The sequence below is a fragment of the Candidatus Kosakonia sp. 282A-S69 genome, assembly GCF_029433855.1.
Lineage (GTDB): Bacteria > Pseudomonadota > Gammaproteobacteria > Enterobacterales > Enterobacteriaceae > Kosakonia > Kosakonia cowanii_A.
This window is the reverse complement of sequence record NZ_JAROAU010000003.1, coordinates 2,227,708-2,252,880: the sequence shown is the minus strand read 5'-3', so window position 1 is coordinate 2,252,880 and position 25,173 is coordinate 2,227,708. Positions and strand designations below refer to the sequence as shown.

The following is a 25,173-nucleotide window of genomic DNA, read 5'->3' as shown; positions in this document are numbered from 1 at the left end:
TTAAGTAAATAATTAATAGCAGCAGCAATGCTGCTGCTATTAAATTAATGAGAGCGATTGTAATAGTGCGATTTTATAAACTTTATCTTTTTGTTTTTTTTGCTTGCTTTCAGGTGGTCGCAGCAGATAATCTCGATAAATTTGCGAAAGATCAGCAGCTTAACGACTCAAACGTTTTGCGTGAAAATAAATTAGAGAAGAAAGACGTTTTCTCCCCTAAAAGAGAACTGATTATTGATAATATACAAATCCCTGAAGATAAAGTGTGTTATCGTATTGATCAATTCACTCTCAGTAATGATTTTATAAATGATCATAATATTGATGCTATTATTCATAAATTCTCGGGGAAATGTCTTGGGGTTAATGGCATTCGAAGTATTGCTAAAATCATTCAAGATTATTTTATTAATGCCGGGTTTGTAACGACACGTGTTGACGTGCCCAATCAGGATTTAAATACTGGCAGGCTTTTCTTAACGATTGCCCCTGGTCGCATAGAGCATATTGTAGTAGAGAGCGAAGATGTTAATTCTCATGCTCTTCCTTTTAGTGAGGGTGAAATTCTTAATCTAAGAGATATAGAGCAGGGGCTGGAGAATTTGCAAAGAACTCCTGCGGTTGATGTGAAAATAAATATCGCACCCGGAAGCCGAATTGGCTATAGCAATATTGTTATCAATACCCACCGTACGAAGAAGTGGATCGCCAGGGCGAGCTATAGTAACTGGGGTGATAAAAGTACCGGGCAAAATATTTCTGGTGCCGCATTTTATTTTTTTAATATTGCAGGCCTGAGTGATGTGGGGTATTTTTCAGGATCAAGCAGTACAACGGGTGGCTACAAAAATCTAACCGGTTGGTACTCTTTCCCGTATGGTTTTTGGGATTATGAATTTGTCTATAGCACGAGCTTTTCGAATCAAAATATTGCTATTGCCGATTGGAATTATGATTATATTGGCAGGAATGAGTATTATGGCTTTAAAAGTTCACGCCTTCTTTTTCGCGACATGTCAAAAAAACTTTCTGCAAGCTTAGAAATTTTTAAGCGGAAGGCTGATTATGAATTTGGTGGTGTGAAATTGGCTATGCAAAAACGAGATATGAGCAACGTTAAGCTAGCATTAAATTATATACAGAGTTTTGATGGGGCATCGCTGGATTCAACATTAAGCTGGCAGCGATTTGTTAAATGGCCTGGGGGAAGAGAAACTCCTGATATGTTATCGGGAGACGTGGACAGTGCTAGTCATGTATTTAACTTAAATATAACATACTTAAAAGCACTGCAACTGACATCTCTTCCCAGTTGGTATGAGATGTCTTTTGGTGCGCAATACAGTCCTGAGTCATTAACTATTCAGGATCAGTTCAATATTGGCAGTCGCTGGAATGTACGAGGGTTTGAAAATAGCTCTGGTGTTGATGCTATTAATGGTTTTTACATACGAAACACTTTTAACTTTTCTACTGCGCTTAATGGAATAAACACCTTCTTCGGGGCTGATTACGGGCAAGTAGAGAGTAGCCAGACTACGAGGCAACTGTATGGTGGCGAGAAACTCGTGGGGATTACTGGTGGGGTGAAAGGACATGTCAACTCATTGGGATATGAGTTATCCCTGGCGCTCCCTTTGCTGCATCCTTCGAAAATGATTGTCGATGATTTTACGACGAGTTTTAACATTAGTTATCAGCTCTAATTTTATGACACAAAAACGTTTTCACCTTGGCACTGACATTGTTGAAGTGTGTAGGATTACCCAGGCAATAAATAATGGGGGGAGTGGATTTCTTCATCGCGTCTTTTCCCTCTCTGAAAGAGAGCAGCTAATTACAGAAGAGGTTGATTATGAGAGGGCCTCCGGGTTTTGGGCTGCAAAAGAGTCTCTTGTCAAAGCATTAGGGTTGGGGTTCCGCGAAGGCATAACCTTTCAGGATATGGAAATCATGCATGATTGTTTAGGATGCCCTTACTTTTCTCTTTCTGGCCGAATTGCGCAGATAATTAAGGAGAGAGATATTAAGCATATCTCCTTAAGTATATCGCACTGTCGAACATATGCTATTGCTGTAACAATTATTTCCTGATGAAGGATAAGGGATGAGATGTATACATATAAGGATTTGAACTCCAAAAACGTACTTATCTCCGGCGCAAGCGGAGATATTGGGTTAGCAATTTGCGAAAAATATCTTGATCAGGGATGTAACGTTTATGCATTATTTAAAAATAACGTTGAACCTCTTCGTTTATTAAGTGAAAGTCATGATCACGGTCACCGTTTGACTACCTTTCAGTGCGATCTTGCGAATCCCGAGAATGTAAGCGAGTTGGTTATCTATCTTAATAACGCTATCTCCCGACTTGATGTCCTCATTAATAATGCGGGTATTGTTAAAGATAATTTATTTTCATCAATGAGTTTTGAAGATTTTAACGTTGTCATTGAAACCAATATGTTGAGCACCTTTCAACTTACAAAAGCGATGTTGAAATTCCTGCGAGGTGCGGAAGGCGCGACGATTGTTAACGTTGCTTCTATCGCTGGCATTATTGCGAGTGTAGGGCAAGCAAATTACAGTGCTTCAAAGGGTGCCTTATTGGGTTTCACCCGGACGCTTGCTGCTGAGCTTGCGCCTCGCGGCATCCGTGTCAATGCCGTTGCGCCAGGAATGATTGCTTCAAAAATGGTAAAAAAAGTCTCCAGAACCGTGGTTCGTGATGTAACCAATTCTATCCCACTTAAGCGGCTTGGTAACTGTAATGAAGTTGCTAATGCCATTGTTTGGTTATCTTCCTCGGCATCCAGCTATATTGTTGGGCAAACCATCGTTGTTGATGGTGGGCTGGTCATGCGGTGATTTATGTCAAAATATAATATTCCGCCAAAAGTATTTCTTGAGATGGGCGCCTGGCGCCAGCCTCTTATGATGGTTGATCGCATAGAGGATTATAAATATGGCGATAATGGTTACATCAAGGTTATCAAGCATGTCACCTTTAATGACCCTTATCTTACAGGCCATTTCCCCGACAATCCTATTATGCCTGGTGTGATCGTAGCAGAAATATTTGGTCAGGCGAGCGAGTACTTCTCTTTTATTAGTGATATTTGTGATGTCTTTGCAGAACGTTTTGGAGAGTCATTAACCAGCTTGCGTAATTTGTCTAATTTTATTCACAAACCAGAATTTATCGACCTCGTTCGTGAGCGTCGAGCTCAAGTTCATGGCGTTCTGGCTTCACAGAATTTGAAATTTAAGGATATTGCTTATCCGGGAGATACTATTGAGGTAATAAGTAAACCCTCTTTTTCCGATCCTGCCGGATTCAAACACTACAACGTTACGGCAAATGTCGGTAAAAAAATGATATGCCATGGCACCATCATCAATTTTCGCGAAACTAAACAGCAGGGATGAAAATATGACAATAATGCAGAGTAAAATTGAAGAGCGTAAAGAGGTTCTCTTTACCATCAAAACAGAGATCATTCAACGTTTGAATATCCCTCGTGAGCCATCGCAAGTTGACGATGATACACCTTTGTTTGGCAATGGGCTGAAATTAGACTCTGTCGACGCCACTGAAATTATCGTTATGCTGGATAAGGTTTTTGATATCCAGGTGAGCGAAAGCGATAACCCGTCGTATATGCGCAGCATTAACAGCCTGGCTTCTTTTGTGATAACGAAACGTCAGGCTTAATTTCGGTTAATTATTTCAATAAGGACTTCTATGAAATCGCTGCATGATTTGCATCTGGCCGGCAAAGCTAAAATGGGTTTATTTAACAATCATCTGGTTCCGGCTGCTTATTACGAGCCCGCTATAGAATATAAAGCGGTGCGAGAGAGTGCCCTGCTGGTTGATTATTCTCATATGTCGATAGTAAGCGTTATGGGAGATGATGCATGGGCTTTAGTTAATCACCTGGCCTCGGCGGATGTTTCGATTATTCGCGATGAACAAGGCCTGTACTCATTGGTGCTTAACGAGGATGGCACCATTAAAGGTGATATCTATATTTTGTGTACGCCCGATGGCTATTACATCTTGTCAGAAAATATTGCCGCTTCCGATATTATCAACTCTCTTGATAACCTCCTGCAACGTGCTGAAGAGCTTGAGATCTCTGAACGTCCTGCTATTAAGTCGATGGCAGAAGAGGCGTGGGGGGCGCTCATGGTTGAGGGCCCTTATTCCTGGGAATTACTTGCTGAAGTTTACGGCTTCGATATCATCGGTTTACCGTATCATGAATATATTAATCAGGATGGTGAACTGATCCTCTTCCGCTGCGGGAAACATGGGGAGTTTGGTTACCTGTTGATCGGTCCACAGTCAACACTCGTTGATACATGGTCAATCCTTGTTGAGAAAGGTGAAAAATATCATTTAAAAACCGGTGGGCTTGATTATCTGCGCACCGTGCGCATTGAAAATATGTGCTGGGATGAGAGTATCTATGCTGATTTCAGCCGTCATCCGGTTGAGCTGCAAATGCAGTGGGCAGTGCAATATGACAAAGAGGGGTTTATCGGTAAGGACGCAGTTATCAAACATTCCCGTGAGCCTGCAAAACGTAAAATCGTCGGTATCTCTCCGCTGACGGATAGCGCCGAAATTGCCCCCCATGACAAGGTATCAGTCGATGATCAACAGGTTGGTGTCATCGTCAACTCTGCCTGGTCCCCTGCACTGGGCGCGCCAATTGCTCTCGCGCTGCTCGATTATGATTATGCATGGTCAGATATTTCAGGCTTCACGATTGAAACCGCTACCGCAAAAATCCCGGCGAAAACCCAAAACCTTCCTTTTCTTTATAACCTGAGTTTGTTGGTCAGCCCGACGGAGCACAGCTATATCGACGCCATGAAAGCGCGACACGCTTAGTCATCCGTAACGCCAGCTACCCGCAAACGCGCTGTCTGGCGTTGTTACCCGCATCGATTCAGGCGGTCTGTTTCTTACAGCCGCTGCAGGGAAGAATAATGAAGAGTACTAGAAAAAGAGTCGTCATTACCGGGATGGGCATCCTCTCGTCTCTGGCTGAAAACCTTCAGGATTTTAAATCCGCACTTCTTAATAAGAAGTGCGGCGTAACGGATAGCCAGCGTTTTGCTACCTGGTTCGAAAACGCCCGCGCAGCCGAGGTGCTGCATGACATCCATTGCCCTGAGCTGGCAGAGGAGATTGTGCAGTCATTAGATAACGCTGCACTCTGGGCCTATAAAGTGGGCAAGGATGCGTTAAGCCAGGCTGGCCTCATCGCAAACGCGCCTGCGCTTGAGGAGACGGGATTAATTGTTGGCGTCTCCTCTGCTGGCACAGAAGCCTTTCTGCCGCTATTTGAACAGCGTATTGAAGATTTCTCCCTGCGTAAGGCTCTTTATGCCGGCGGCTTCGCCTCTTGCTGCTCAAGTGTTTCAACGCTGCTTGGACTAAAAGGTGGGGTAGAACTGGTAGCAACGGCCTGTACGGCCAGCCCGAATGCTATCGGTATGGCGTTCGACTATCTGCAAAACGGCAAGAGCAAAACGATGCTTGCCGTGGGAACGGAACCCATCTATTTACCAACCTTCGCCGGTTTCTACGCCCTTAACGTCATGCATCCCGATGCCTGTACCCCTTTCTCCGGTCAGCCTGGAATGTCAATTGGCGAAGGGGCAGGAGCACTGGTTCTGGAAGAGTATGAGCATGCCATGGCACGTGGGGCGACTATCTATGGCGAAATCCTCTCCTACGCCACTTCATGCGACGCCTATCATGAGACCGGCCCCGATCCGCGTGCCAATGGGGCGGTGCAGGTTATGCTCAAGGCGATGGAGAATGCGGGCGTCACCCCTGACCAGATTGACTACGTCAATGCGCACGGTACCGGAACGGAAGCTAACGACCGTATTGAGACCATGGCGATGAACAAAGTCTTCGCCCACCGCAAGGATTTGCTTGTCAGCTCAACAAAATCCTACTTTGGTCACAATATCGGCGCGGCCGGCATCGTTGAGTTAATCGCCTGTCTGGTCACCCTGCCTGACAATATCGTTCTGCCGACTCTCAACTTCTCTACGCCACGGCCAAATTGCGATCTGGACTATGTGGCAAATGAATTCAGAGAGAAACAGGTGAATCTCTTTTTGAAGAATAACTATGCGTTCGGCGGTAATAACTGCTGCATGGTTATCAGTACCCGGCCCGGAACAGTGCCTGTCACCCATTACTCACCTAAACGCGTTGCGATAACCGGTGCTGGCGCCGTGACGGCACTCGGTCACACGGTCGGTGACCTTCTGCACAACATTTGGCAGCGTAATGCCAGCGGCACCCTTGGTAGCGTGACATTCCCGCAGGATACGCTCGCCGAAGCCCGTGAGCTATTAGCGGTTCTGGAAAAAACCGACCAGCTGAGCGACATATTCGGAAGTGAGCACGCTATGGGCGCGGGAAGGCTGCCGGAAGAGGAGGCGCATTTCAAAACATTCCAGGTGAACAACCTGGAACCCCGCAAATATCTGCGCCGATTTGATTCACGTAAAGCCACGCGCGGAGGAACCTTTGCGCTGGTCGCACTTTCAGAGGCGTTGAGCAGCGGTAAGCGCAAAATTAAGCGCGACGGCGATAACCTTGGGCTGATCATGGGGATGTCACGTGGTCCGCAGGAGACAACCTATAAATATTTGCAAAGCCTCAAACCCGATCCGCGTAAAGTTCGCACCTCGGAGTTTCCCGGTTCGCTAATGAACGCGATTGCCACTTTTTGCGGCATCTCTGAAGGGATCAAAGGCTACACCACGACGCTGGCAACCGGTGAAAACGCCGCGCTTGGCGCGTTGACATATGGCTACGAACTCGTGCGGCAGAATCTGCAGCCCCAGGTTATTGTCGGCGGCGCAGATGAGTATTTTCCCTCTATGGCGCTCTATATGGATGCCGTGACGCAGAAAATAGCCATGATCTCCGACGCGGGCGATTATCAAATTTATAGTGATAAGGCGAAAGGGTATGTACCAGGCGAAGGCGCCTGCATGCTGTTGCTTGAAGATCCGCAGGCTGCTCGCGAGCGCGGTGTAGAAGTGCTGGCCGAAATCATCGGCTATGGCAAATCCTGTGATAACAGCTGGTTTGACACAACTCAATCAGGCGAAAAATCGGCTGCCATGGCGCTGGCCATTCAACGCGCGCTTACCGACGCCGGGATGAGCTCCGACGAGATCGATCTGGTATGTGGCAGCAGCCACGGCGGACCTGCGCATTCTCAGGTTGAGATCAATGCCCTTTACGACGTATTTCATCACAGCCATCCGCAGGTGCCGGTTGTTAATTACAACGCCTGTTTCGGTTTTGTCGCCTCGGCGGCCGGTCTGTTGAACCTGTTGGTGCTTACTGAGTGCATGAAAACGCAAACCGTACCGGCAATGCCAGGCTCCTACACCTTCTTCGATAAGCGAATGAATTTTGTGCGCGAGCCGCTGAGGCTTGCTGTGCGTCATGCGCTACTGGTTGGCGCAACAGAAGGTGGGAACTACTACGCGATGATTATAAAGGGGTAGTGCCGTGGAAAATGCAGCCCTGATCTCCGGCTACAGCCTTGCACTACCTTATGCCACTCATCCTGCGCAGCTGATGGATAATTTGCGCCAGGGCATGCGCGTCAATACCGCGCACTGGTTTGCCAGTGAAGAGGAAGCAATCAAATGCGGGTTTAAGCGTAATGTCAGCGTGGCCCGGCTTAATACGACGAAAGAGAGCGATCTTGACCTCATCTGCCGCTTAGTTGAAGAGGCATTGGCACAGGCCGCATTGTCCCCCGCCGCGTTGGCGGGGGACAATGCCCGAGTCTATTTGACCGGCCTTGGGCCGCGTGTCGATGCGATGGACTATAAGTCCTTTTACGACAAAAACGATATTGAAGATGTCGCGCTCTCTGAGTCGATAAAACATCTGCATGTCCGCAATATGTCCCAGGATTATCTGGCTTTTAAACTGGCAGAGAAGTATCACCTGAAAAACCTTCCTGCTGCGCTGCACTGCACCAGTAATTCCGCTTTGACGGCCATCCATTTGGGCTGTCAGGCAATTGAGCGCGGCGGCCTTGATCTGGTTTGCGTTATTAATTGCTCCAGAATTAACACCCAGGATATCTGGTTTCTGGAAAATCAGTCGATGCTGGTAAGCAAGGTGGTGCAGCCGTTTGGTAAAAACAGTCAGGCTGTCTTATTTGCAGAAGGTTTATCGGTCATGTTGCTGGAGCGCCGCGGATACCGTGGCGGTCAGGAGGGAAAATGTCATGTCCAGTTGAAATCAAATTATACCCAGACCAGTGCCGGGCGAAGCCATGATCAAACATGGCTTAGTACCAGCCTGGTAAAAGTGATGCGCAGCGTAATGAGTGAAGCCGCGGTAACGCTGGATCAACTCTGCGCCATTATTCCGCACGGCAACGGCTCATCAACCAGCGATAAATCAGAGGCGAAAGCAATTTCATTGCTACTGGGCGACCAGAGGGTACCGGTGCTGGCCTATAAAGGCATGCTGGGATATACCGCGACCGGCTCCGGTATCGTTGATCTCATTATTGGTGCAGAGATGTTGCGACAGGGCGAGTTAATCCCGGCGGTGGCGAACGATGAGATAAGTGATGAACTCTCTCATCAGCTATTGGTGAATCAGCCGGTGGTCTCTCATCAAAAATCACACCTGTTAAAAACCGGTCTCGGCGTTGATGGTTCAATTATCGGCGTTGTCCTCTCGCTGTTTGCGCAAGAAGAGGCCACGCGATGAATAATGTAATGTTTCTCAACGCCTTTGCGATTACCGAGCCGGAAGATGATTTCTATATTTACTCACCTGGATGGTTGAATGTCTGGGAGTCTCATCTCTACAACCAGGCGCTAAAAGCAACGGCCAAGCGCGGCTGGGGTTTTAAACGCTTCGGTACCAGCAAAGCGGTCTATGCGCGAGAAATGGTGCGCAAACCGGACTATATCCACTATATCGAGGCGCTTGAGCAGGCTGCGGAAAGAGCAATGCAGGGCCTGGCCGCAAAAGAGCGGATGCTGCTATTAAAATCCCGCACCGCGTTTCTCTATGTTGATGCGTGGGGCGAGAGCGCCATTTTTGAAAATATAAGCAGCGCACTGCATACCTCCACTATCGATACCTTGCCGAAAAATCTCCTGAAGAAATTCGCCATTAAAAATGTCAGTGGCAAAATGCGCGGCGAAAAATTATCTCTCATCGCCGCGATGCGCCTGGCGCAGGATTATCTTTGCTGGAATACGTTTGATTTTGTCGTGGTGTGCGCTGCCTGGCGTGCGATTCCGCTGCTGGTCTTCTCCGAAGCCGCATTAGCGGGCGAGGCCGGGAAGAGAAGGGCGCAGCAGAAAAGCGGTATTCACCTCAGCGTTGAGCGGGCGGGCTGTTTTATCTTTAGCCGCCGCGCAGGCGGCATAAGCGTTCGCTGTGGAAATTACCATAGCTGGCAGGATGGCGCGCAAAGTCAGCGTGAACTCTACGAGAATGCGAGCGATATCGATCTGTTTGCGCAGAACGACACGACGATAAATCTCCGGCTGCCTGAACAGGCAGCAAACACACTCGATCTCAGCGCCATTTTTGGTGCCAGCGGCTGTTTAACACCCGCCCTGAGCTGGGAATACCTGCAACAGCACGCGGGCTGCGGGACAAAAATACGCACTATCGTGAACGACAGTTTTGGTGGTAGCGCCTGGTTCGACAGCTGGTTCGACATCGAAAGGGGAGAGGGATGAAAAATAGTGTGAAAGCTTTGCCTGCCATTATCCTCAGCGATATCTCAAAACAGTTTGGCGCAGGTGAAAGCCAGGTCAGCGCCTTAAAAGGCGTGAACCTTGAGATTGGTAAAGGAGAATTTGTCGCGCTGTGCGGCCCTTCTGGCAGTGGTAAAAGTACGCTACTCAATATTCTCTGCGGGATTGATCAACCGAGTGCGGGGCAGGTTATTTTTTTAAATCATCTGCTCAACGATCTTCCTGAAAAGGAGCTCGCCGCTATTCGTGGTCAACATCTCGGCATTATCTTCCAGTTTTTTAACCTGATCCCGGTGCTGAATGTGCTGGATAATATTTTTTATCCGCTGGTTCTTAACGGTTATTGCGATAAAAAAGAGGCGAAAGCGCGTGCATTAGAAGCGCTCGACAGCGTCGGCCTCACGCAACTTGCGCGGCGAAAACCCGGTCAATTATCCGGCGGCCAGCAGCAACGTGTGGCGATTGCCCGTGCACTTGCGCATCAGCCGGGCGTCGTTGTCGCCGATGAACCAACGGGTAATCTGGATTTAGCGACCGGCGAAGCGATCATGGATTTGCTATTGAAAATTAATCAGGAAACGCAAACCACCTTTATCGTTTCCACGCACTCCACCCAGCTCAAGGATCGGGCAAAGCGGGTGATTGAAATCACGGATGGAGAATTAACTTATGATTCGGCCCGGTAAACGCTATCGCCTGAACGCCATTATCATCGGCTTGTCGCTGGTGGTGAATGCGGCATTTGCCGCACCAACGTCTGAAGTGCAGAAAATAATGCAGCAGGGTTTTCCAGCACAGCAGCAGGCACTGGCGGAAACTACTTCTGCGTTATGGAGTGAATATCGGCGTGAACACCATGTCGCCTCGCTGATTTTTTACGCCTACGGCGTATTACAACAGGCAAAACACTATGCTGCGATAAATGATTTTATCCACGCCGCGGAGTCTGCAAAAACCGGTTTTTTCTTTCTCGATGAAGCGGTGGAGTCAAACGACGATAATCTGCGATTACGCTATCTGCGCGCGCGTATTGATGCTTACTTACCTGCAGAGAGCGGTCGATGCATCATTGCCCTGCATGATACCGAACGCTTGTTGAACGCAGCGGGCTTATTTGATGAGGCAATGCTCATCCCTGTTCGTTATATGCGCTACCGGGCGCTCATTAATTGCCGCCAGACGCACGATGCTCAGCGCCTGTTAAGTGAATTAAGACAATCAGGAGCGCAAGCAGAGAAATATACCCGCTTAGCACCTGGTGCCACGCCGGAGTGGGATCTGCAGGAAATGACGCAGATAGTGATGCCGCTATTAAAAGGGAAGTGAAGGAATCCACCATGTTATTTATTAATCTGGCGATGATCGCTATTCTGCTTTTTATTCTTTTCTCTTTGCTTTTCAGATTCAGAGACGCACAGTTCGCGTTACTCAATATTTTTCGCCATCGACGGCGCTCTTTCTCCACATTGGCGGCAATTATGCTTGGTGGGGTGGCGATTTTTCTTTATGGCGGTTTTATTCACTACTCCTTCTGGATTTTAAAAGAGCAAACCATTCGCACCAATATGGGTCATGTGCAAATTTATAATCCGTCCTATTTTGAGAGTTCGAAGAAAAATAAGAGCCTGATCGAGAATTATGCTGCGTTAAAACAAAACATTCTTGCGCAGCCCGATTTAGCAGCGGATATTGTGACGATTTCAGGCCAGCTTGAGTTTACTGGCGTGGCCTCACAATATGAAAACGAAACCACCAGCTACTTCTCCGGTCTCGGCGTCGAGCCCTTAGCGGCATTAAAGCTTGGTTCATTCGACAAGCTGATCGTTGGCAGCGATTTATCCCGCGTTAAAACGGACGAAGTGACCGCAGGAAGCGGGCTGGCAAAAACCCTCAATGCCGCGTATGGCGACTGGCTCGATATTATGGTGGTGAACGCCCAGGGAGGTCAGGGGGCAATCTCTTTAAAAGTTCGCGGCATCTTCTCTTCCGGCATTAAAGACTACGATGATACGGCAATGAAGATGCCGTTAACGACAGCGCAGCGCCTGATGGGAACCGAGGGCGTGAGTAAAGTGTTGATACTGCTTAATACAGAAAACGTGTCAGGCTTTGCGACAAAACTTCGACAATATATTGCCCGGCATGACTTACCGCTGATCGTAAAAGAGTGGCATAACGTCTCACCGTTTTATCAGCAAGTTGAAGATCTTCTCTCCGGGATCTACTTCTTTATCAAACTTCTTGTCGCGGTGATCGTTATTTTCATGATTGGTAACTCCCTCACCATGAATATCATTGAGCGTACGCGAGAAATTACCACCTTGCGCGCCATCGGGCTCAGACCATGGCATGTCACGCGGCTATTTATTCTGGAGGGGATCTTTGTTGGCATTATCGGTGCGGCAGGAAGTCTGGTGATAGGGTTTGCGCTGGCGTGGCTGATTAATATTAAAGGCATTGCGATGCCGCCTTCTCCGGGGCAGTCGCAGGGTTATACCGCATTTATTAAAACCACGAATATAGATACGGTCTGGTTTACCTTTTTCTTACCGATTATTACCGCGACTTTCGCCTCTCTGCGTCCCTCAGTGCGCGCAGCAAAACTCAACCTGGCGGATGCTTTTAAATTTTCATAAAACAGGACAGCTTATGAATATTTTCTCTCTCTTTTTTATCGCGCTGGCGACGCTCCCTGCCGTCTGCCATGCGACGCTGGCGGAGGATATTATTCACCGTGCAGATGAAATACGCTCACCCAATCAACCATTTCGCTATACGGTTACGGTGCGCGAATATAAAGAAAAAGCCGGTGAGGCGGTCAATACACAGATTTTCGATGTGTCGATGCGCTTTATGAAGCCCGAAAAGGGTCAGCCTGCAGATGCGCGATCCCTTGTGCGCTTTATCTATCCAGCCAGAGATAAAGGCAAGATCATGCTCTCGGATTGGTATGATTTATGGTTCTACTCACCGGAACTGCGTCGCCCGATGCCTGTTTCACCCGAGCAGCGTTTAGTCGGACAGATCGCCAACAGTGACGTCATTTTTACCAACTTCGACTATTCATATAACGCCCAACTCACTGGCGAAACAGCGTGTGGAAATAGCATCTGTTATCGACTTTCCCTTGAGCGCAAAACCGCGGCGGCAACCTATCCCAAAATTATCTATCTGGTTGAGAAGGCGACATCTCGCCCTTATACCGCCGCCTTTTATTCGCAGGATGAGAAATTACTTAAGGAGGTGAGTTATCAGGATTACCAGACCGTGCTCGGAGAAGCGCGGCCAATGAAGATCATTGTGCAGGATGCACGCCACCACAAAGGATTTACTGTTATGGAATATAGCGATGTCAGGCTTGAATCTTTACCTGAATTTTACTTTACCAGGGAAGCTATTCAGCGGGGTGTCAAGTGAGACGTCGCGTTAATACTCTGCTTATTCCATTATCTATGATCGCCTCTTTCTCGCAGGCGTCCTGTCTCTCAGGTGACGAAGTGGTCGCAAATAGCGAAACCGCACTGATGTTGCAAACCTCTTATATAAAGCGGACCGCTTCGCCGTGGAGAACCGACGGGGAAAGTTCTTATACCCCGACAAATGCTTTTCAGGATGCCGGGATAAAATTCAGTAGCAAATGTGCGGTTATCGAAAACCGTCTGGATATCGATTTCTCCCTTTCTGGCCTTGCTTATTACGCATGGCATTCGTCCGGCTCTTTTGAAGAGGATCAGCAGCGCTCGCGCCTGTTGCTCAACAGGCTGCAACTCAACTACACCCTTTCTGATCATCTTCGGCTGGAGGCCGGGAAGTTAACGACAACACCTGGCCTCTTTTTTCTCAAATCGCCCGCTGCCCTGATGAATAACTATTACGCGGGCTTCAAAAGCACGCGTCTTTACGATCCTGCCATGCGATCGAGCTATAGCGAATCCTCATGGGGGGCACGCCTGGTTGATAACCATCGCGACTATAGCCTCTCATTAACGGTTGCTCCGCAGCTGGCGACCATTAACCAGCGTTATGAAACATCCAGCCGCTGGTCAGCAAAACGGCGTGGTAATGCGCAGGCGCGCTACCTGTTGAGTTACACCGATTACCGCCTGGCGAACCATACGCCTGCCCTCAGCCTGCTGCTGGGTGACACCCGTTCTCTTGCACTCTCGGACAGCTTCAGCTACACGCCAGCGCTCACCTTTAATGGCGAAATGGCGTTGCACAACGCTCAGCAATGGCGCCACTTCTCGCCCGAACGAGCCGCAGAAGTCGTGGATTATCAATTTCCCTCTTCGCTTTATCGCGCCGATCGCAACGCTGGGGTGGAGGTGGCGTTAGGTGCGCAATACACCACCCGCGACTTCGCTGTGCTGGGGCTTGAATACTACTTCCAGAGTGAAGGTTATTCAGGGAGTGAATGGCAACAGCAGGCGCAATTTTCACGCTATCTCAACAGAGCCTCGCAGCCAGCGGTATTAGATCAGATCTCTGATGCTTACAAATATCTGATGGGGGCAGAGATGGGGAATATCGCTAACAGAGGCCAACTGCAAGGAAAACACTATTTGAGCGCCTATGGCAGTTTACGCAGCAAGCAGGGCGCAACGCTCCAGCCCTATATCACGATGAATATGCGTGATAACAGCGCTTTGCTCGGCCTGCACGTTTCGACCCCAGTGGCGGCCTTTGATGACAGCCTCAATGTCTATGCCGGCGGCTGGGCAGGGCTGGGCAAGCAGGATACGGAATTCGCTTTTTTTGGCAAAACCGTCGGATTTTATCTCGGGCTTAACTATTTCCTATAAGGACATGGCAGATGAGTAAAAAAAACACAGAAAAACCGCTTGTATTACTGTTCGCCGGACAGGGCAATCCCGCCATTGGCATGGGCGCAGACTTATGGGATCTCACCGGGGAGACCAAACATATCTGGGATTGCGCCAGTGATGTATCAGGGATGGATCTGCGTCGTCTCTGCCTGAAAGGCCCAATGAATCGGTTGATTCAGACTACGGTGCAGCAGCTGGCGGTGACGGCGATTAATGTCACGCTTTATACCCTCTGCCAGCAAAAATTCGATCCCTGTGTGATTGCCGGTTCCTGCGGACACAGCGTTGGCGAATATAGCGCCCTTTATGCTGCGGGCGCGCTCTCACTTGAGACGTTGTTTGAGGTGATCCACTTTCGCGCGAAGGTCATGCATGACATTAGCCGTCTGTACAAAGGTGAGATGGCGGCAGTGAAGGGGATTGACGTTCAGCGCCTGCGCGAGTTGATCGACAATGCCGGGTTACTTGTCGATATCAGCTGTGATAATAGTCCCAGGCAGCAGGTTATTGGCGGGGCGATCGCGCCGCTGCGTGATTTCTCTCGTCTGTTGCTGGAGAAGGGATGCGAGCCGGTCAAACTTGGTGTCAGTGGCGCGTGGCACACGCGTTTGATGACGGAGGGGGTAGCCTTGATGCGGGACTACCTTGCCGGGGTGGAGGTCACGCCGCCACGTCATGCGGTGGTGATGAATGTTTCCGGTAAGGCGGAGCACCATCCTGAGCAGATCAAAGAAAACCTCGCGCGCCATTTGACCCACACGGTTAAATGGCGTGAATCAATCGATGGGTGGCTTACGCATAAACCGGATGTGCAGTTTGTTGAGTTCAGCAATAAAGCCTATCTTGCACAGATGCTCACTGACTTTATCGGTTTTACGCCCGAAATGTCCCGCCACTGTAAAACCCTTTTGTCAGCGTGAGGGCTGCTGCGTGATACCTGATTACATGACTTTTATCCGCCACCAGGACAAAAAAATCCTGCCGCTGCTCTGCGGCATTATCTACCTGCTGCTGGGGCTATACTGGAAAAACGCGGCGTTTAGCCTGACACCACAGGATGCCATTATTATCAGCGCGATCCTCACGCTGGTGATGTTTAATTTTATCTGGGAGCTAAAAGCCTACTGGGCATATAAATGCGTGGTTAAAAATATCGATCTCTCTTACTTCATTGGCAAAAAAGCGAGTCGGATAGAGCGGGTCATATCGCGACCTGCTATCGCCAGCCTGCTGTGCGGTACCCTCTTTTGGCTGGTCACGCAGGCGGCGTTTCTGTTCTTCACGCCAGAGCAGGTGCTGCCGCTGCTGGCTGCGCTGTCGCCGCTCTTTCTCTATGTTGTATTTCGTTTTATCAGAAGCAGTTACATCAAGCTGATCGGGCAAGGGGCGAATGAAACGCTAAAGTTTAAGCATCTTCATCGGTATGTTGCCCGGTACCTGTTGATTAGCCTCTGCGTAAGCCTGCTCACCATCGTGCCGCTAAAGCATCAGCCTGCATTCTCCCTTGAGAATGGGCTGTTCTTTGCGCCGCTAATGGTCGCAATGCTTGTGCTCTGCGCGATTGTGCTGGCGATGAATCTACTCTTTGTACGCCTGTCGAGGCGCTATATATTTCTGGGACGCCTCTTTATGCGCGAAATTGACTTCTACTTCGCCAGCCCGCTCCCTTCGCTCCTCTTCAGGAGTACGCCTTTCTGGCTGCAGATTTGTAGCTTACTGGTGATTGAAGTACTGTGGATCGCACTGACCAGCTTATTACTCGATTTATCCGGCCGGGCTATCCTCTTTGAAGCCTATTTTCTGCTGTGTCTGTTGCCGTGCCTCGCGTTTAGCTTTATGCAGATATTCAGGCTGTGGCACAACGATTTTCTGATGGCGTGTGATATGTGTTTTCGCTGGGAGGAGATCAACAAGCAGTCGCAGCTCTGGTAGCGCGTCTCCGTCTGCAGCGGTTACACACTGCAGACGGAGATCATCGGGTGAGACTGGCTAAGGAGAAAGCGTCGGGGAGGGAAGGTGAGCATGCTCGAGCAAATTATCTTTTATCAGCAGAAGATCGCTGAACTTTTTTCCACCCATCTTTTTGCACGCTTTATTTCGGTAGGCATAGACCCGCTTTGGTGAAATTGAGAGTAGCTTGGCAATAAGATGAATGTTTTTTCCCTTCAGAGATTCATTCAACACAATTCTTTCAATATCGCTGAGAATATTCTCTTTATGCGCAGCCTCTTTCCTGAGCTTGGCAAGTTTTTTAATGGCGTGACTTATCTCATTTAATGAATCCTGGGCTTTAAGCACAATGTCAGCCTCGTCGATCAGGATATTCCTCGTTGTGCCGGAAATGACGAGAAGTTTGCACACCTTGTTAAGTGGGGAGATGGCTCTGGCATAAGCCATATTCTTTTTATCGAGATGGAGAATAACTACATCATCCAGAGTGAGTTCAGTAAGTAATTGCGGGTAAAATTGTTGTGCTTCGATTTTCCAGCCTCTTGCATTAGCCAATGAAATCATTCCGTTTTGAAAATATACATCATCGCTTATTGTATAGATCTTCATATGATTAATTGCCATATAGAATAATGCCTGGGAGAGTGTATCGGATTGTAAATTGCCACCTGCATGAACCCGTAATTAAATAGTCTTAAATAAGATCTTATCGCTCAGCCCGAATTATTATTCCAGGTTGTGATAGCAATTGAACGGGCTATACTCTATTTCGGTACGTTTCTACTATTGCCTTCTTACATGATTAAAATGAAATCTAAGGTTCTGTTTTGCCATGTTTTTTATAAATCGTGAGCGAGGAGCGCTCGGACGCTAACAGAGGGAATACGTGGGCGGTGCCACTGTTATTCTGGCCCTGTCGATCCGCGTTGATGGACGTTTGTTTGCAACATCCTGAACGTAAGATGTGTTAACTACCGTAAGGGTCTGAATGATGGAAACTTATCTTAAATCGATGAAGGGCGAATGGCTCTCTCTATTAGAAAAGACCGATCACAACATTCGCCGTCTCACCGCTGACGTGGCTCATACCCACGCCCACGATCTCAGTGAAACCTTCTACCGCATCGTGCTTACCGATCCCCATGCCCGTGAATTTCTCTCCAACGCCCAGGTTGAAATACATCTTAAATCCGCGCTGGAGCGCTGGATCAGAGAAGTATTAGCCTGCACACCGGATGATATCGAGCGCCTGATTCAGCAGCAGCGCACGGTTGCCGAAGTGCATGCGCGCATTGGTATCTCCGTGGAACTGGTCGAGATGGGGTTTCGCGTCCTTAAGAAACTTTTCTATCCGGTGATTATTGAAAGTCACTTCACCGCGGAAGAAAAACTGCAGGTCTATCACCATGCGATCAACAGTATCGATCTGGCCATGGAGGTGATGTCGCGAGCCTTCTCCTTCAGCGAGCATAACTCAGCCAAAGAGGATGAAAATTACCGTATCTTCTCGCTGATGGAGAATGCAGAAGAGGAGAAAGAGCGGCAGACCGCGGCGCTTCTCAGTTGGGAGATTGATCTGATTTATAAAATCATCATGGATGCTGATTTAGGCAATACGCTGACCATCAGCCAGTCCGATTTTGGTTTATGGTTTAACCACAAAGGGCGCCACTATTTTAGTGGGATTGCGGAAGTGGGCCATATTTCCCGCCTGCTGCAAGAGCTTGATGAAGTGTTTCGTTCTACCCGCGCAACCCCACGCTCATTAAGCAACCGCGCACTGCGCGTCAGTTTTCTTATTTCCGTCAGAAAAAATGTGGTGCAAATTATCACGTTACTGCGCGAGCTTTTTGAAGAGGTTTCCCGGCACGAAGTGGGCATGGATGTATTAACGAAACTGTTGAACCGTCGATTTATGCCAACCATTTTCAAGCGCGAAATTTCCCACGCGCAAAGAGCCTCAACGCCGCTGTCAGTATTAATTATTGACGTCGATAAATTTAAACAAATAAACGATACCTGGGGACATCCCATGGGGGATGAGATCCTGCGTAAAGTCTCAAATGCTTTCTATGACAACGTGCGCAGCAGTGATTATGTCTTTCGTTATGGCGGCGATGAATTCGTGATCCTGTTAACTGAAGCGACAGAGTTTGACACTCATCGCATTGCCGAACGTATTCGCTCCCGCGTTGAAAAAACCATGATTAAAACGCCTGAGGGGGAGCTTGTGCCCATTTCCCTCTCTATCGGTGCCGCCATGTTTGATGGTCATCCCGACTATGAGCGCTTTATTCAACGGGCAGACGAAGCGCTCTATATTGCGAAAGCGCGCGGCCGCAACTGTGTCCATATCTGGCAAGCCGCAGAGTAAATCAGACCGGAGGAAAGAGCGCAAAGGAGGCTCTCATCTCATTCGCCTCTTCCCGCGGGCTGCGGCCAAACTGGCGGCGAAACTCCCGGTTAAACTGCGAAGGGCTCTCATAGCCGACGCGAAAGGCCGCCCCCGCAGCGGTTGCATTATCACGGATCATCAATAAGCGTGCCTGATTAAGCCGCACAGACTTGATGTACTGCAGTGGCGAGGTGCTGGTAACGGATTTGAAGTGCTTATGAAACGCAGGCACGCTCAGACCCGCATCCTTCGCCAGCGTCGGAATATGCAGTGGCTCGGTAAAGTGCGTATGGATACGCTGCAGCACTTTCGCAATCGCCGCAAATTGACCCTGATTAACCAGCGTCGCACGCAGCGCATCGCCGCGCTTACCCACCAGCACCCGGTAATAGAGCTCCCGCACAAGCTGCGGCCCGAGAATCTGCGCCTCCTGTTTTGACAAGAGCGCTTTCAGCAACCGCACTGCCGTATCGGCAAGATCTGATTCGAGTAGCGTGGACATAATCCCCTCCGGCGCTGCCCCGGCGCGACCGGGTGGCAGATCAAGCGCCAGCACCAGCTCAGAAAGCACCGTCATATCGAGATCCACCGTCAGTGCCAGTAGTGGCTTCTCAGGGCTGGCGTCCGTCTCCGTCGAGAAGGGGAGCGGCACTGATAACACCAGAAAGTGCTGTTTATCGTAGTGATAAACGCGATTCGCCAGATACCCTCGCTTCTGCCCCTGGCAGACAATGACGATAGAGGGTTTATAAACAACCGGCGTGCGCGCCAGTGGGCGATCAGAGCGCATAAAGCAGACGCTTTCCAGCGCCGAGCGCGTACAGCCCTCATGGGGTGCCAGCGCCTGCAGCAGCGTCACCATCTCTTCCATCATTGCCCCTCAGCAGTGTTGATATTTAAGCAATCATTCTGCCGAATCACGTGTAACAAGTGAACAATGGGAAGAGAAACGGGCAATCATGGGAGAAGAATGCGCCTGTTTTGCGTGGCGCGCGCTGGTTAACCTGTTTACGTCACTTAATAGGGGAGAAGAGAGATGAGTAAGCGCAAAATTATTCTGCTCACTGGCGCAAGCAGTGGGATCGGTGAAGCTACCGCACGTCGTCTGGTGCAGGCCGGCCATCATCTGGTGATTGGCGCACGGCGTATTGAGCGTTTGCAGGCGCTGCGTGATGAGTTGGGTAATATCGACTGTCTGCCCATCGACGTAACTCAGGCGGAGGATCTGTCGCAGATGGCGCAATTTGCGCTGCAGCAGCATGGCCGCATCGATGTCCTGATCAATAATGCCGGCGTAATGCCGCTCTCACCGCTGGCAGCGTTGAAAACGGAGGAGTGGCGTCAGACTATCGACGTCAACGTTCACGGCGTGTTGAACGGGATTGCGGCGGTACTGCCCACCATGCAGCAGCAAAAAGCAGGGCAGATCATCAACGTTGCCTCTATTGGTGCGCATACAGTCTTTCCGCTCTCTGCCGTTTATTGTGCCAGCAAGTTTGCTGTCCGGGCGATTTCCGACGGGCTGCGCCAGGAGAGCGACTGCATTCGCGTCACGGTAGTAAGCCCGGGCGTGGTCGCCTCTGAACTGGCCGATCACATTACCGATCCCAGTGCGAAGGAGTCGATGGCGGGCTTTCGCCGCATCGCGTTGCCCGCAGAAGCGATTGCGGACGCCATCGCGTGGTCCATTGAGCAGCCGGACAGCGTTGATGTCAGCGAGATCATTGTTCGACATACACAGAGCCCATACTGAGAGTTACCTCGTTGCAAGGAGCCGCTCGCGGCTCCTTTTTTGTGATCCAGGGCGGCTGATGTGATTAAAACGGGGTGAGCTGCGTCCACTCGCTGCGCGGTTGTGTCACACTTGCTCCATTGGGTTGAGATACAAGGACAAAGGATGAAACGTTTATTCTGGTCAGGCGCGATCGCCACGGTGCTGGCACTCCCCACGGCGAAGGCGCAAACGACACCAGAGGGCTACAGCCTGCAACAGCTGGTGATTGTCAGCCGCCACGGTATCCGCGCACCGCTGGCAAACAACGGCAGCGCACTGGCGCAGGCCACCGCCAGGCCGTGGCCAACCTGGAAAGTGGCGGGTGGGGAGCTGACGGATCGTGGTGCGCTGGTGGAGATCTTTTTTGCCCACCAGATGCGTAAGTGGATGACCCACGAAAAAGTGCTCTCGACCGAACAGTGTCCGACAAAGCAACAGTTTTTCGCCTGGGCAAACAGTCTGCCGCGCACCCATGACACTGCGCAGTTTTTCGTCACTAACACCTTTATTGCCTGCGATGTGCCGATCTTCCATCAGCGCAAAATGGGGGAAATGGACCCGCTGTTTAACCCGGTTATCACCGAAGATAGCGACGACTTTCGCCAGAGAGCGGTAGCGGCCATGGAGAACAGCCGCCAGCATGTCGATCTGAGTGAAAGCTATAAATTGCTGGAGCAGATTGTTGATTATCCTGCCTCGCCGGCTTGCAAAGCGAAAAGCGATCGGCCCTGCAGCCTCAGTGATGAAAAGGATACCTTCCGCGCCGATTATCGGCTTGAGCCCTCGGTCAGCGGGCCGTTAAAAACGGCAAACGCGCTGGTGGATGCGTTTACCTTGCAATATTACGAAGGCTTCCCGCTGAATGAAGTTGCCTTTGGCGGGATCAAAAGTGACAAGCAGTGGCAACTGCTGGAGAAGCTGAAGAACAGCTATCAGGCGATCCTCTTTACCACGCCAGAGGTGGCGCGCAATGTGGCAAAACCGCTGCTTAACTACCTTGACCAACAGCTGGTGGAGAAGCCCGGCGCTGCGCCGAAAGTGACGCTGCTTGTCGGTCATGACTCCAATATTGCCTCGCTGCTCGCGGCGTTGGATGCCAAACCGTGGCAGCTTCCTGGGCAGTTCGAGCAGACGCCCATTAGCGGCAAAGTGGTGTTTCAGCGCTGGCATGACGGGAAGAGTAACCGCGATCTGATGAAGATGGAGTATCTCTACTTCACCGCCGAGCAGATGCGCAACGTGGCAAAAATGGGGTTTGACACGCCACTACAGCGTTACACGCTGGAGCTAACCGGCTGTCCGACTGACAGTAATGGTTTCTGTCCGATGGAGAAATTCAGTGAAGTGATGCGCAAGGTTGCGCAGTAAAAGCAGAGATGCTCCCCCACGAAGAGGGGGGAGCGAAAGCGCTAGACGTTCTGGCGCTCTATGGTCTGTTCACCCCAGAAGAGGGAGTCTTTATCTGTCTTTTCAAAGGCGCGCATCAACACTTCATCGCTGCCTTCTTCCCAAATCTTCTCGGCGAGAACCTCGTCGTAATCAGCCAGTTCGAAGATCGCCTCGGCGATTTCTGGTGATGTATTACGCAGACTGGCCCATTCACCCACGCGATGAGCTTTTGCTTCCTGAGTTGGCATAAGCGCCTCCTGTTAAAGTTAGCCGTTCAGTTTGACTGCCAGGCCGGCAACATACTCGCCCTGATAACGGGCGATGGCCAGCTCGTCGTCGCCTGGTTGACGCGAACCATCGCCACCGGCAATCGTGGTCGCGCCATAAGGCGTACCGCCGCGAACATGCGAAATATCAAACAGCTCTTTCGCGGCGTAGCCGATGGGAACAATCACCATCCCATGATGAGCAAGGGTAGTCCATGTTGAGGAAATTGTATGCTCCTGGCCACCGCCGGTACCGGTAGAGCTAAAGACGCTGGCCAGTTTGCCGTACAGTGCGCCGGAGGCCCACAGCCCGCCGGTCTGGTCCAAGAAGGTACGCATCTGCCCGCTCATGTTGCCAAAGCGGGTGGGGGTGCCGACAATAATTGCGTCATACTCCGCCAGCTCCTGCGGAGTGGCGACGGGCGCACTTTGCGTCTTACCGCCCGATTTCAAAAACAGCTCTTCAGGCATGGTTTCCGGTACACGCTTCACCACCACCTCTGCGCCATCCACCTTCTGCGCGCCTTCCGCGACGGCGTGCGCCATGGTTTCAACATGTCCATACATGGAGTAATAGAGCACCAGCACTTTAGCCATTGGCTTCTCCTCCTGACAAATTCATCGCGCAGCGATACGCTGCGTCCCCTATTAAGGGTATGACGTGATGGTGAGAGTGCAAATCGACACGTACTGATACGAATAATTAAGACTATTTCCCCAAATGAGTGTGTGGTTACGTTTTGACACACTTTTCCCGCTGCGATTTCCTGATACATAAGAGCTGCTTATGAGTTTCGCTTAAGTCCTTTCTGCCGTCCGGCTGTGAAGCTGTTGCAAAATGTTAATAGGCGCTCGCCGACGAACCGCGTTCCACTAAGCTTATTTCCACGCGGCGCAGTTAAAGGGTGAGCTTTAGCGTCGTGAGGTGAAAGAATCCTCTTTTACTGAATGCAGAAAGATGTCTGATATTTCACTTACACCGATCGGAGGTGAGAGATGGCAAATCATCGTGGTGGTTCAGGTAACTTCGCTGAGGACCGTGAAAGAGCATCGGCAGCAGGCCGCAAAGGTGGCCAGCAGAGCGGGGGGAACTTCAAAAACGATCCTCAGCGCGCCTCAGAAGCAGGTAAAAAAGGGGGCAAAAACAGTCACGGTAGCCGGAGCAATAACAGCAACAGCTAACGCGACTTGTCGGTAACCTTTGCGGTTGCCGAAGATGCCCGCCGCCGGGGAGACCCGGCGGTTTTTTTTGCTCTCATCACCAGTGGCATACTCCATTTCCCGCCGGATTAAAGATACAGAGAGGGTCGAGCCAGACGGCGACCTTTGCTATGCTGCTGCCGGGTTTGGGTCGGAGAAACGGTATGGCAAAGGAAATGGGTAAACGTACGCGGGCAGTTAGCGAGAAACGACAGGCAATTCTCAGCGCGGCGCTGGAGATCTTCTCCCGTCTCGGCTTTCACGGCGCGCGCGTGGAGCAGGTGGCTGAACAGGCTGGCGTCTCCAAAACCAATCTCCTCTACTATTTCCCCTCAAAAGAGGCGCTCTACATTGCCGTGCTGCGTCAACTGCTGGATGTGTGGCTGGCCCCGCTCAGAGCGTTTCGTTCCGATTTACAGCCGCTCGCGGCAATCAAAGAGTACATTCGTCTGAAGCTGGAAGTGTCGCGCGATCATCCACAGGCTTCGCGCCTCTTCTGCCATGAGATGTTGCAGGGCGCGCCGCTGCTGAAAGCGGAGCTGACCGGCGATTTGAAAACGCTGGTGGAGGAGAAGTCCGCCATCATTGCGGGCTGGATCGCCAGCGGCAAGCTCGTCGCCGTCGATCCATACCATCTGATCTTTATGATTTGGGCCGCCACGCAGCACTATGCTGATTTCGCCACCCAGGTGGAGGCAGTCACCGGCGCGACCCTGCAGGATGAAGCTTTTTTTCAGCGCACCGTCGACAATGTTCAGCACATGATTATTGAAGGCATCCGCGTCCGTTAATTGGCGGGTGGCAGCGGGCAGCTCATATCGCCCTCTTCACACTGCAACAGCGAGGCGAGCCACGCTTCGCGTTCACTGGTTTTATCCGCCAGGCACTGGTTCAATACCATCGGTTGACCGCTGCCGCCCTCGTTGCCGGAGCCCACAAACGCGCAGTCATTGTCGCGTACGGCTATCCAGCTTTTCTGCGCTTTTTTCAGCATTTCAGCCTGCTGTGGCGACGAACGCTTCAGCGCCTCCTGATAGGTGTGGTTGAGCTTTTTGTCTGCGGCTTCATATTGCTCAGCGGTACACATATTGAGTCCCGTCTGTGTTGTGGCGTTATCGCACTCATCGGCATATAACGGTTGGCTGAGCAGTAGCGCGCTCAGTATCAGCAAGCATCGTTTCATTCTTTTCCCTTCCTGAACACATTCAATTAGCGAGTTTATTAACATAGCCCCTAAAAAATGTCACTTCCGCATCCATCGGCATGGCTGATGGGTTGCGCTGTTTGTTTCAGCTCACAAAATTGGTATTTTTTTGCTGATGAGAAGAGCCCAAAGTATGGCTAAAAAACCATCGCAAAGGAATTTAAGTTAATTATTTGTTAATGAGTGGTTAATTAAATTCCATTTTTTAACATGTAGCATGCGTAATCAGGGCAAGATATTTCTTCTTTTAACTCTAATTTAACTATTAATTATTATTAAATTAACATTTATGGGCGTATATCACATTTATAGCATTTTCGCTGTTTTACCTCTTCCCTTCATTGTTAATCTCTCTTCCGCGACTTTCCTCT

General features: G+C 50.0%; 26 protein-coding genes. 21 read left to right on the top strand and 5 right to left on the bottom strand.

Annotation, left to right across the window (positions count from 1 at the left end; translation table 11 throughout):
• The first annotated feature begins 47 nt into the window (after positions 1-47).
• The 16 genes from PU683_RS16430 (at position 48) to PU683_RS16355 (ending at position 16,556) form a co-directional block, all read left to right on the top strand.
• On the top strand, positions 48-1,706 hold the full coding sequence (locus PU683_RS16430; protein WP_277173324.1) for a ShlB/FhaC/HecB family hemolysin secretion/activation protein: 1,659 nt from the start codon (positions 48-50) through the stop codon (positions 1,704-1,706).
• A 4-nt stretch (positions 1,707-1,710) separates the two neighbouring features.
• Entirely contained in the window at positions 1,711-2,094 is a 384-nt protein-coding gene (gene acpS / locus PU683_RS16425; protein ID WP_277174318.1) for a holo-ACP synthase, read from the top strand.
• Between the two features lie 18 nt (positions 2,095-2,112).
• The gene (locus PU683_RS16420; protein WP_277173322.1) at positions 2,113-2,868 is read left to right on the top strand and encodes an SDR family NAD(P)-dependent oxidoreductase; all 756 of its coding nucleotides are present in this window, start codon (positions 2,113-2,115) and stop codon (positions 2,866-2,868) included.
• A 3-nt stretch (positions 2,869-2,871) separates the two neighbouring features.
• A complete protein-coding gene (locus PU683_RS16415; protein ID WP_277173320.1) occupies positions 2,872-3,429 on the top strand; it encodes an ApeI family dehydratase in 558 nt (185 codons plus the stop codon).
• 4 nt (positions 3,430-3,433) lie between these two features.
• Positions 3,434-3,715 carry an acyl carrier protein gene (locus tag PU683_RS16410; RefSeq protein WP_277173318.1) on the top strand — a complete coding sequence of 94 codons (282 nt, stop codon included), beginning with the start codon at positions 3,434-3,436 and terminating at the stop codon, positions 3,713-3,715.
• Between the two features lie 30 nt (positions 3,716-3,745).
• Complete coding sequence (locus PU683_RS16405) at positions 3,746-4,903, top strand: aminomethyl transferase family protein (protein WP_277173316.1); 1,158 nt, start codon at positions 3,746-3,748, stop codon at positions 4,901-4,903.
• 98 nt (positions 4,904-5,001) lie between these two features.
• Positions 5,002-7,560: a beta-ketoacyl-[acyl-carrier-protein] synthase family protein gene (locus tag PU683_RS16400; RefSeq protein ID WP_277173314.1), complete on the top strand. Its 2,559-nt coding sequence runs from the start codon at positions 5,002-5,004 to the stop codon at positions 7,558-7,560.
• Positions 7,561-7,564: 4 nt separating this feature from the next.
• A complete protein-coding gene (locus tag PU683_RS16395; RefSeq protein ID WP_277173312.1) occupies positions 7,565-8,791 on the top strand; it encodes a beta-ketoacyl synthase N-terminal-like domain-containing protein in 1,227 nt (408 codons plus the stop codon).
• Entirely contained in the window at positions 8,788-9,780 is a 993-nt protein-coding gene (locus tag PU683_RS16390) for an ATP-binding protein (RefSeq protein ID WP_277173310.1), read from the top strand. The genes PU683_RS16395 and PU683_RS16390 overlap by 4 nt, the downstream gene beginning before the upstream one ends.
• Positions 9,777-10,484 (top strand): ABC transporter ATP-binding protein, encoded by a 708-nt coding sequence (locus PU683_RS16385; protein WP_277173308.1) that lies wholly within the window; start codon positions 9,777-9,779, stop codon positions 10,482-10,484. The genes PU683_RS16390 and PU683_RS16385 overlap by 4 nt, the downstream gene beginning before the upstream one ends.
• Before the next feature lie 40 nt (positions 10,485-10,524).
• The gene (locus PU683_RS16380; protein ID WP_277174317.1) at positions 10,525-11,124 is read left to right on the top strand and encodes a hypothetical protein; all 600 of its coding nucleotides are present in this window, start codon (positions 10,525-10,527) and stop codon (positions 11,122-11,124) included.
• Positions 11,125-11,135: 11 nt separating this feature from the next.
• Complete coding sequence (locus PU683_RS16375; RefSeq protein WP_277174316.1) at positions 11,136-12,434, top strand: ABC transporter permease; 1,299 nt, start codon at positions 11,136-11,138, stop codon at positions 12,432-12,434.
• 13 nt (positions 12,435-12,447) lie between these two features.
• Complete coding sequence (locus PU683_RS16370; protein ID WP_277173305.1) at positions 12,448-13,215, top strand: outer membrane lipoprotein-sorting protein; 768 nt, start codon at positions 12,448-12,450, stop codon at positions 13,213-13,215.
• Positions 13,212-14,600 (top strand): hypothetical protein, encoded by a 1,389-nt coding sequence (locus PU683_RS16365; RefSeq protein ID WP_277173303.1) that lies wholly within the window; start codon positions 13,212-13,214, stop codon positions 14,598-14,600. Before PU683_RS16370 ends, PU683_RS16365 begins: the two co-directional genes overlap by 4 nt.
• 11 nt (positions 14,601-14,611) lie before the next feature.
• Positions 14,612-15,544 carry an ACP S-malonyltransferase gene (locus PU683_RS16360; protein WP_277173301.1) on the top strand — a complete coding sequence of 311 codons (933 nt, stop codon included), beginning with the start codon at positions 14,612-14,614 and terminating at the stop codon, positions 15,542-15,544.
• A gap of 10 nt (positions 15,545-15,554) precedes the next feature.
• Positions 15,555-16,556 carry a hypothetical protein gene (locus tag PU683_RS16355; RefSeq protein WP_277173299.1) on the top strand — a complete coding sequence of 334 codons (1,002 nt, stop codon included), beginning with the start codon at positions 15,555-15,557 and terminating at the stop codon, positions 16,554-16,556.
• A gap of 57 nt (positions 16,557-16,613) precedes the next feature.
• On the opposite strand, the gene PU683_RS16350 is transcribed toward PU683_RS16355, so the two are convergent.
• Entirely contained in the window at positions 16,614-17,198 is a 585-nt protein-coding gene (locus PU683_RS16350; protein WP_277173297.1) for a helix-turn-helix transcriptional regulator, read from the bottom strand.
• A 367-nt stretch (positions 17,199-17,565) separates the two neighbouring features.
• On the opposite strand from PU683_RS16350, the gene PU683_RS16345 reads away from it, so the two are divergent.
• A complete protein-coding gene (locus PU683_RS16345; RefSeq protein WP_277174315.1) occupies positions 17,566-18,948 on the top strand; it encodes a diguanylate cyclase in 1,383 nt (460 codons plus the stop codon).
• Between the two features lies 1 nt (position 18,949).
• On the opposite strand, the gene PU683_RS16340 is transcribed toward PU683_RS16345, so the two are convergent.
• The gene (locus PU683_RS16340) at positions 18,950-19,843 is read right to left on the bottom strand and encodes an AraC family transcriptional regulator (protein ID WP_277173295.1); all 894 of its coding nucleotides are present in this window, start codon (positions 19,841-19,843) and stop codon (positions 18,950-18,952) included.
• Positions 19,844-20,005: 162 nt separating this feature from the next.
• On the opposite strand from PU683_RS16340, the gene PU683_RS16335 reads away from it, so the two are divergent.
• Positions 20,006-20,722: an SDR family oxidoreductase gene (locus tag PU683_RS16335; protein WP_277173293.1), complete on the top strand. Its 717-nt coding sequence runs from the start codon at positions 20,006-20,008 to the stop codon at positions 20,720-20,722.
• 144 nt (positions 20,723-20,866) lie between these two features.
• On the top strand, positions 20,867-22,111 hold the full coding sequence (gene agp / locus PU683_RS16330; RefSeq protein ID WP_277173291.1) for a bifunctional glucose-1-phosphatase/inositol phosphatase: 1,245 nt from the start codon (positions 20,867-20,869) through the stop codon (positions 22,109-22,111).
• 41 nt (positions 22,112-22,152) lie between these two features.
• On the opposite strand, the gene PU683_RS16325 is transcribed toward agp, so the two are convergent.
• Together PU683_RS16325 and wrbA are read right to left on the bottom strand one after the other, a co-directional pair.
• Positions 22,153-22,380: a YccJ family protein gene (locus PU683_RS16325; RefSeq protein WP_023481800.1), complete on the bottom strand. Its 228-nt coding sequence runs from the start codon at positions 22,378-22,380 to the stop codon at positions 22,153-22,155.
• A gap of 18 nt (positions 22,381-22,398) precedes the next feature.
• Positions 22,399-22,995, bottom strand: coding sequence for an NAD(P)H:quinone oxidoreductase (wrbA, locus tag PU683_RS16320; RefSeq protein WP_277173289.1), 597 nt, complete (start codon positions 22,993-22,995; stop codon positions 22,399-22,401).
• A gap of 399 nt (positions 22,996-23,394) precedes the next feature.
• Between wrbA and PU683_RS16315 the strand changes: the two genes are divergently transcribed.
• Together PU683_RS16315 and rutR are read left to right on the top strand one after the other, a co-directional pair.
• On the top strand, positions 23,395-23,580 hold the full coding sequence (locus PU683_RS16315) for a con-10 family general stress protein (RefSeq protein ID WP_187802049.1): 186 nt from the start codon (positions 23,395-23,397) through the stop codon (positions 23,578-23,580).
• A gap of 149 nt (positions 23,581-23,729) precedes the next feature.
• Positions 23,730-24,389, top strand: coding sequence for an HTH-type transcriptional regulator RutR (gene rutR / locus PU683_RS16310; RefSeq protein WP_431190947.1), 660 nt, complete (start codon positions 23,730-23,732; stop codon positions 24,387-24,389).
• On the opposite strand, the gene PU683_RS16305 is transcribed toward rutR, so the two are convergent.
• A complete protein-coding gene (locus PU683_RS16305; RefSeq protein ID WP_277173284.1) occupies positions 24,386-24,781 on the bottom strand; it encodes a lysozyme inhibitor LprI family protein in 396 nt (131 codons plus the stop codon). The genes rutR and PU683_RS16305 overlap by 4 nt on opposite strands.
• Between the last annotated feature and the right edge of the window lie 392 nt (positions 24,782-25,173).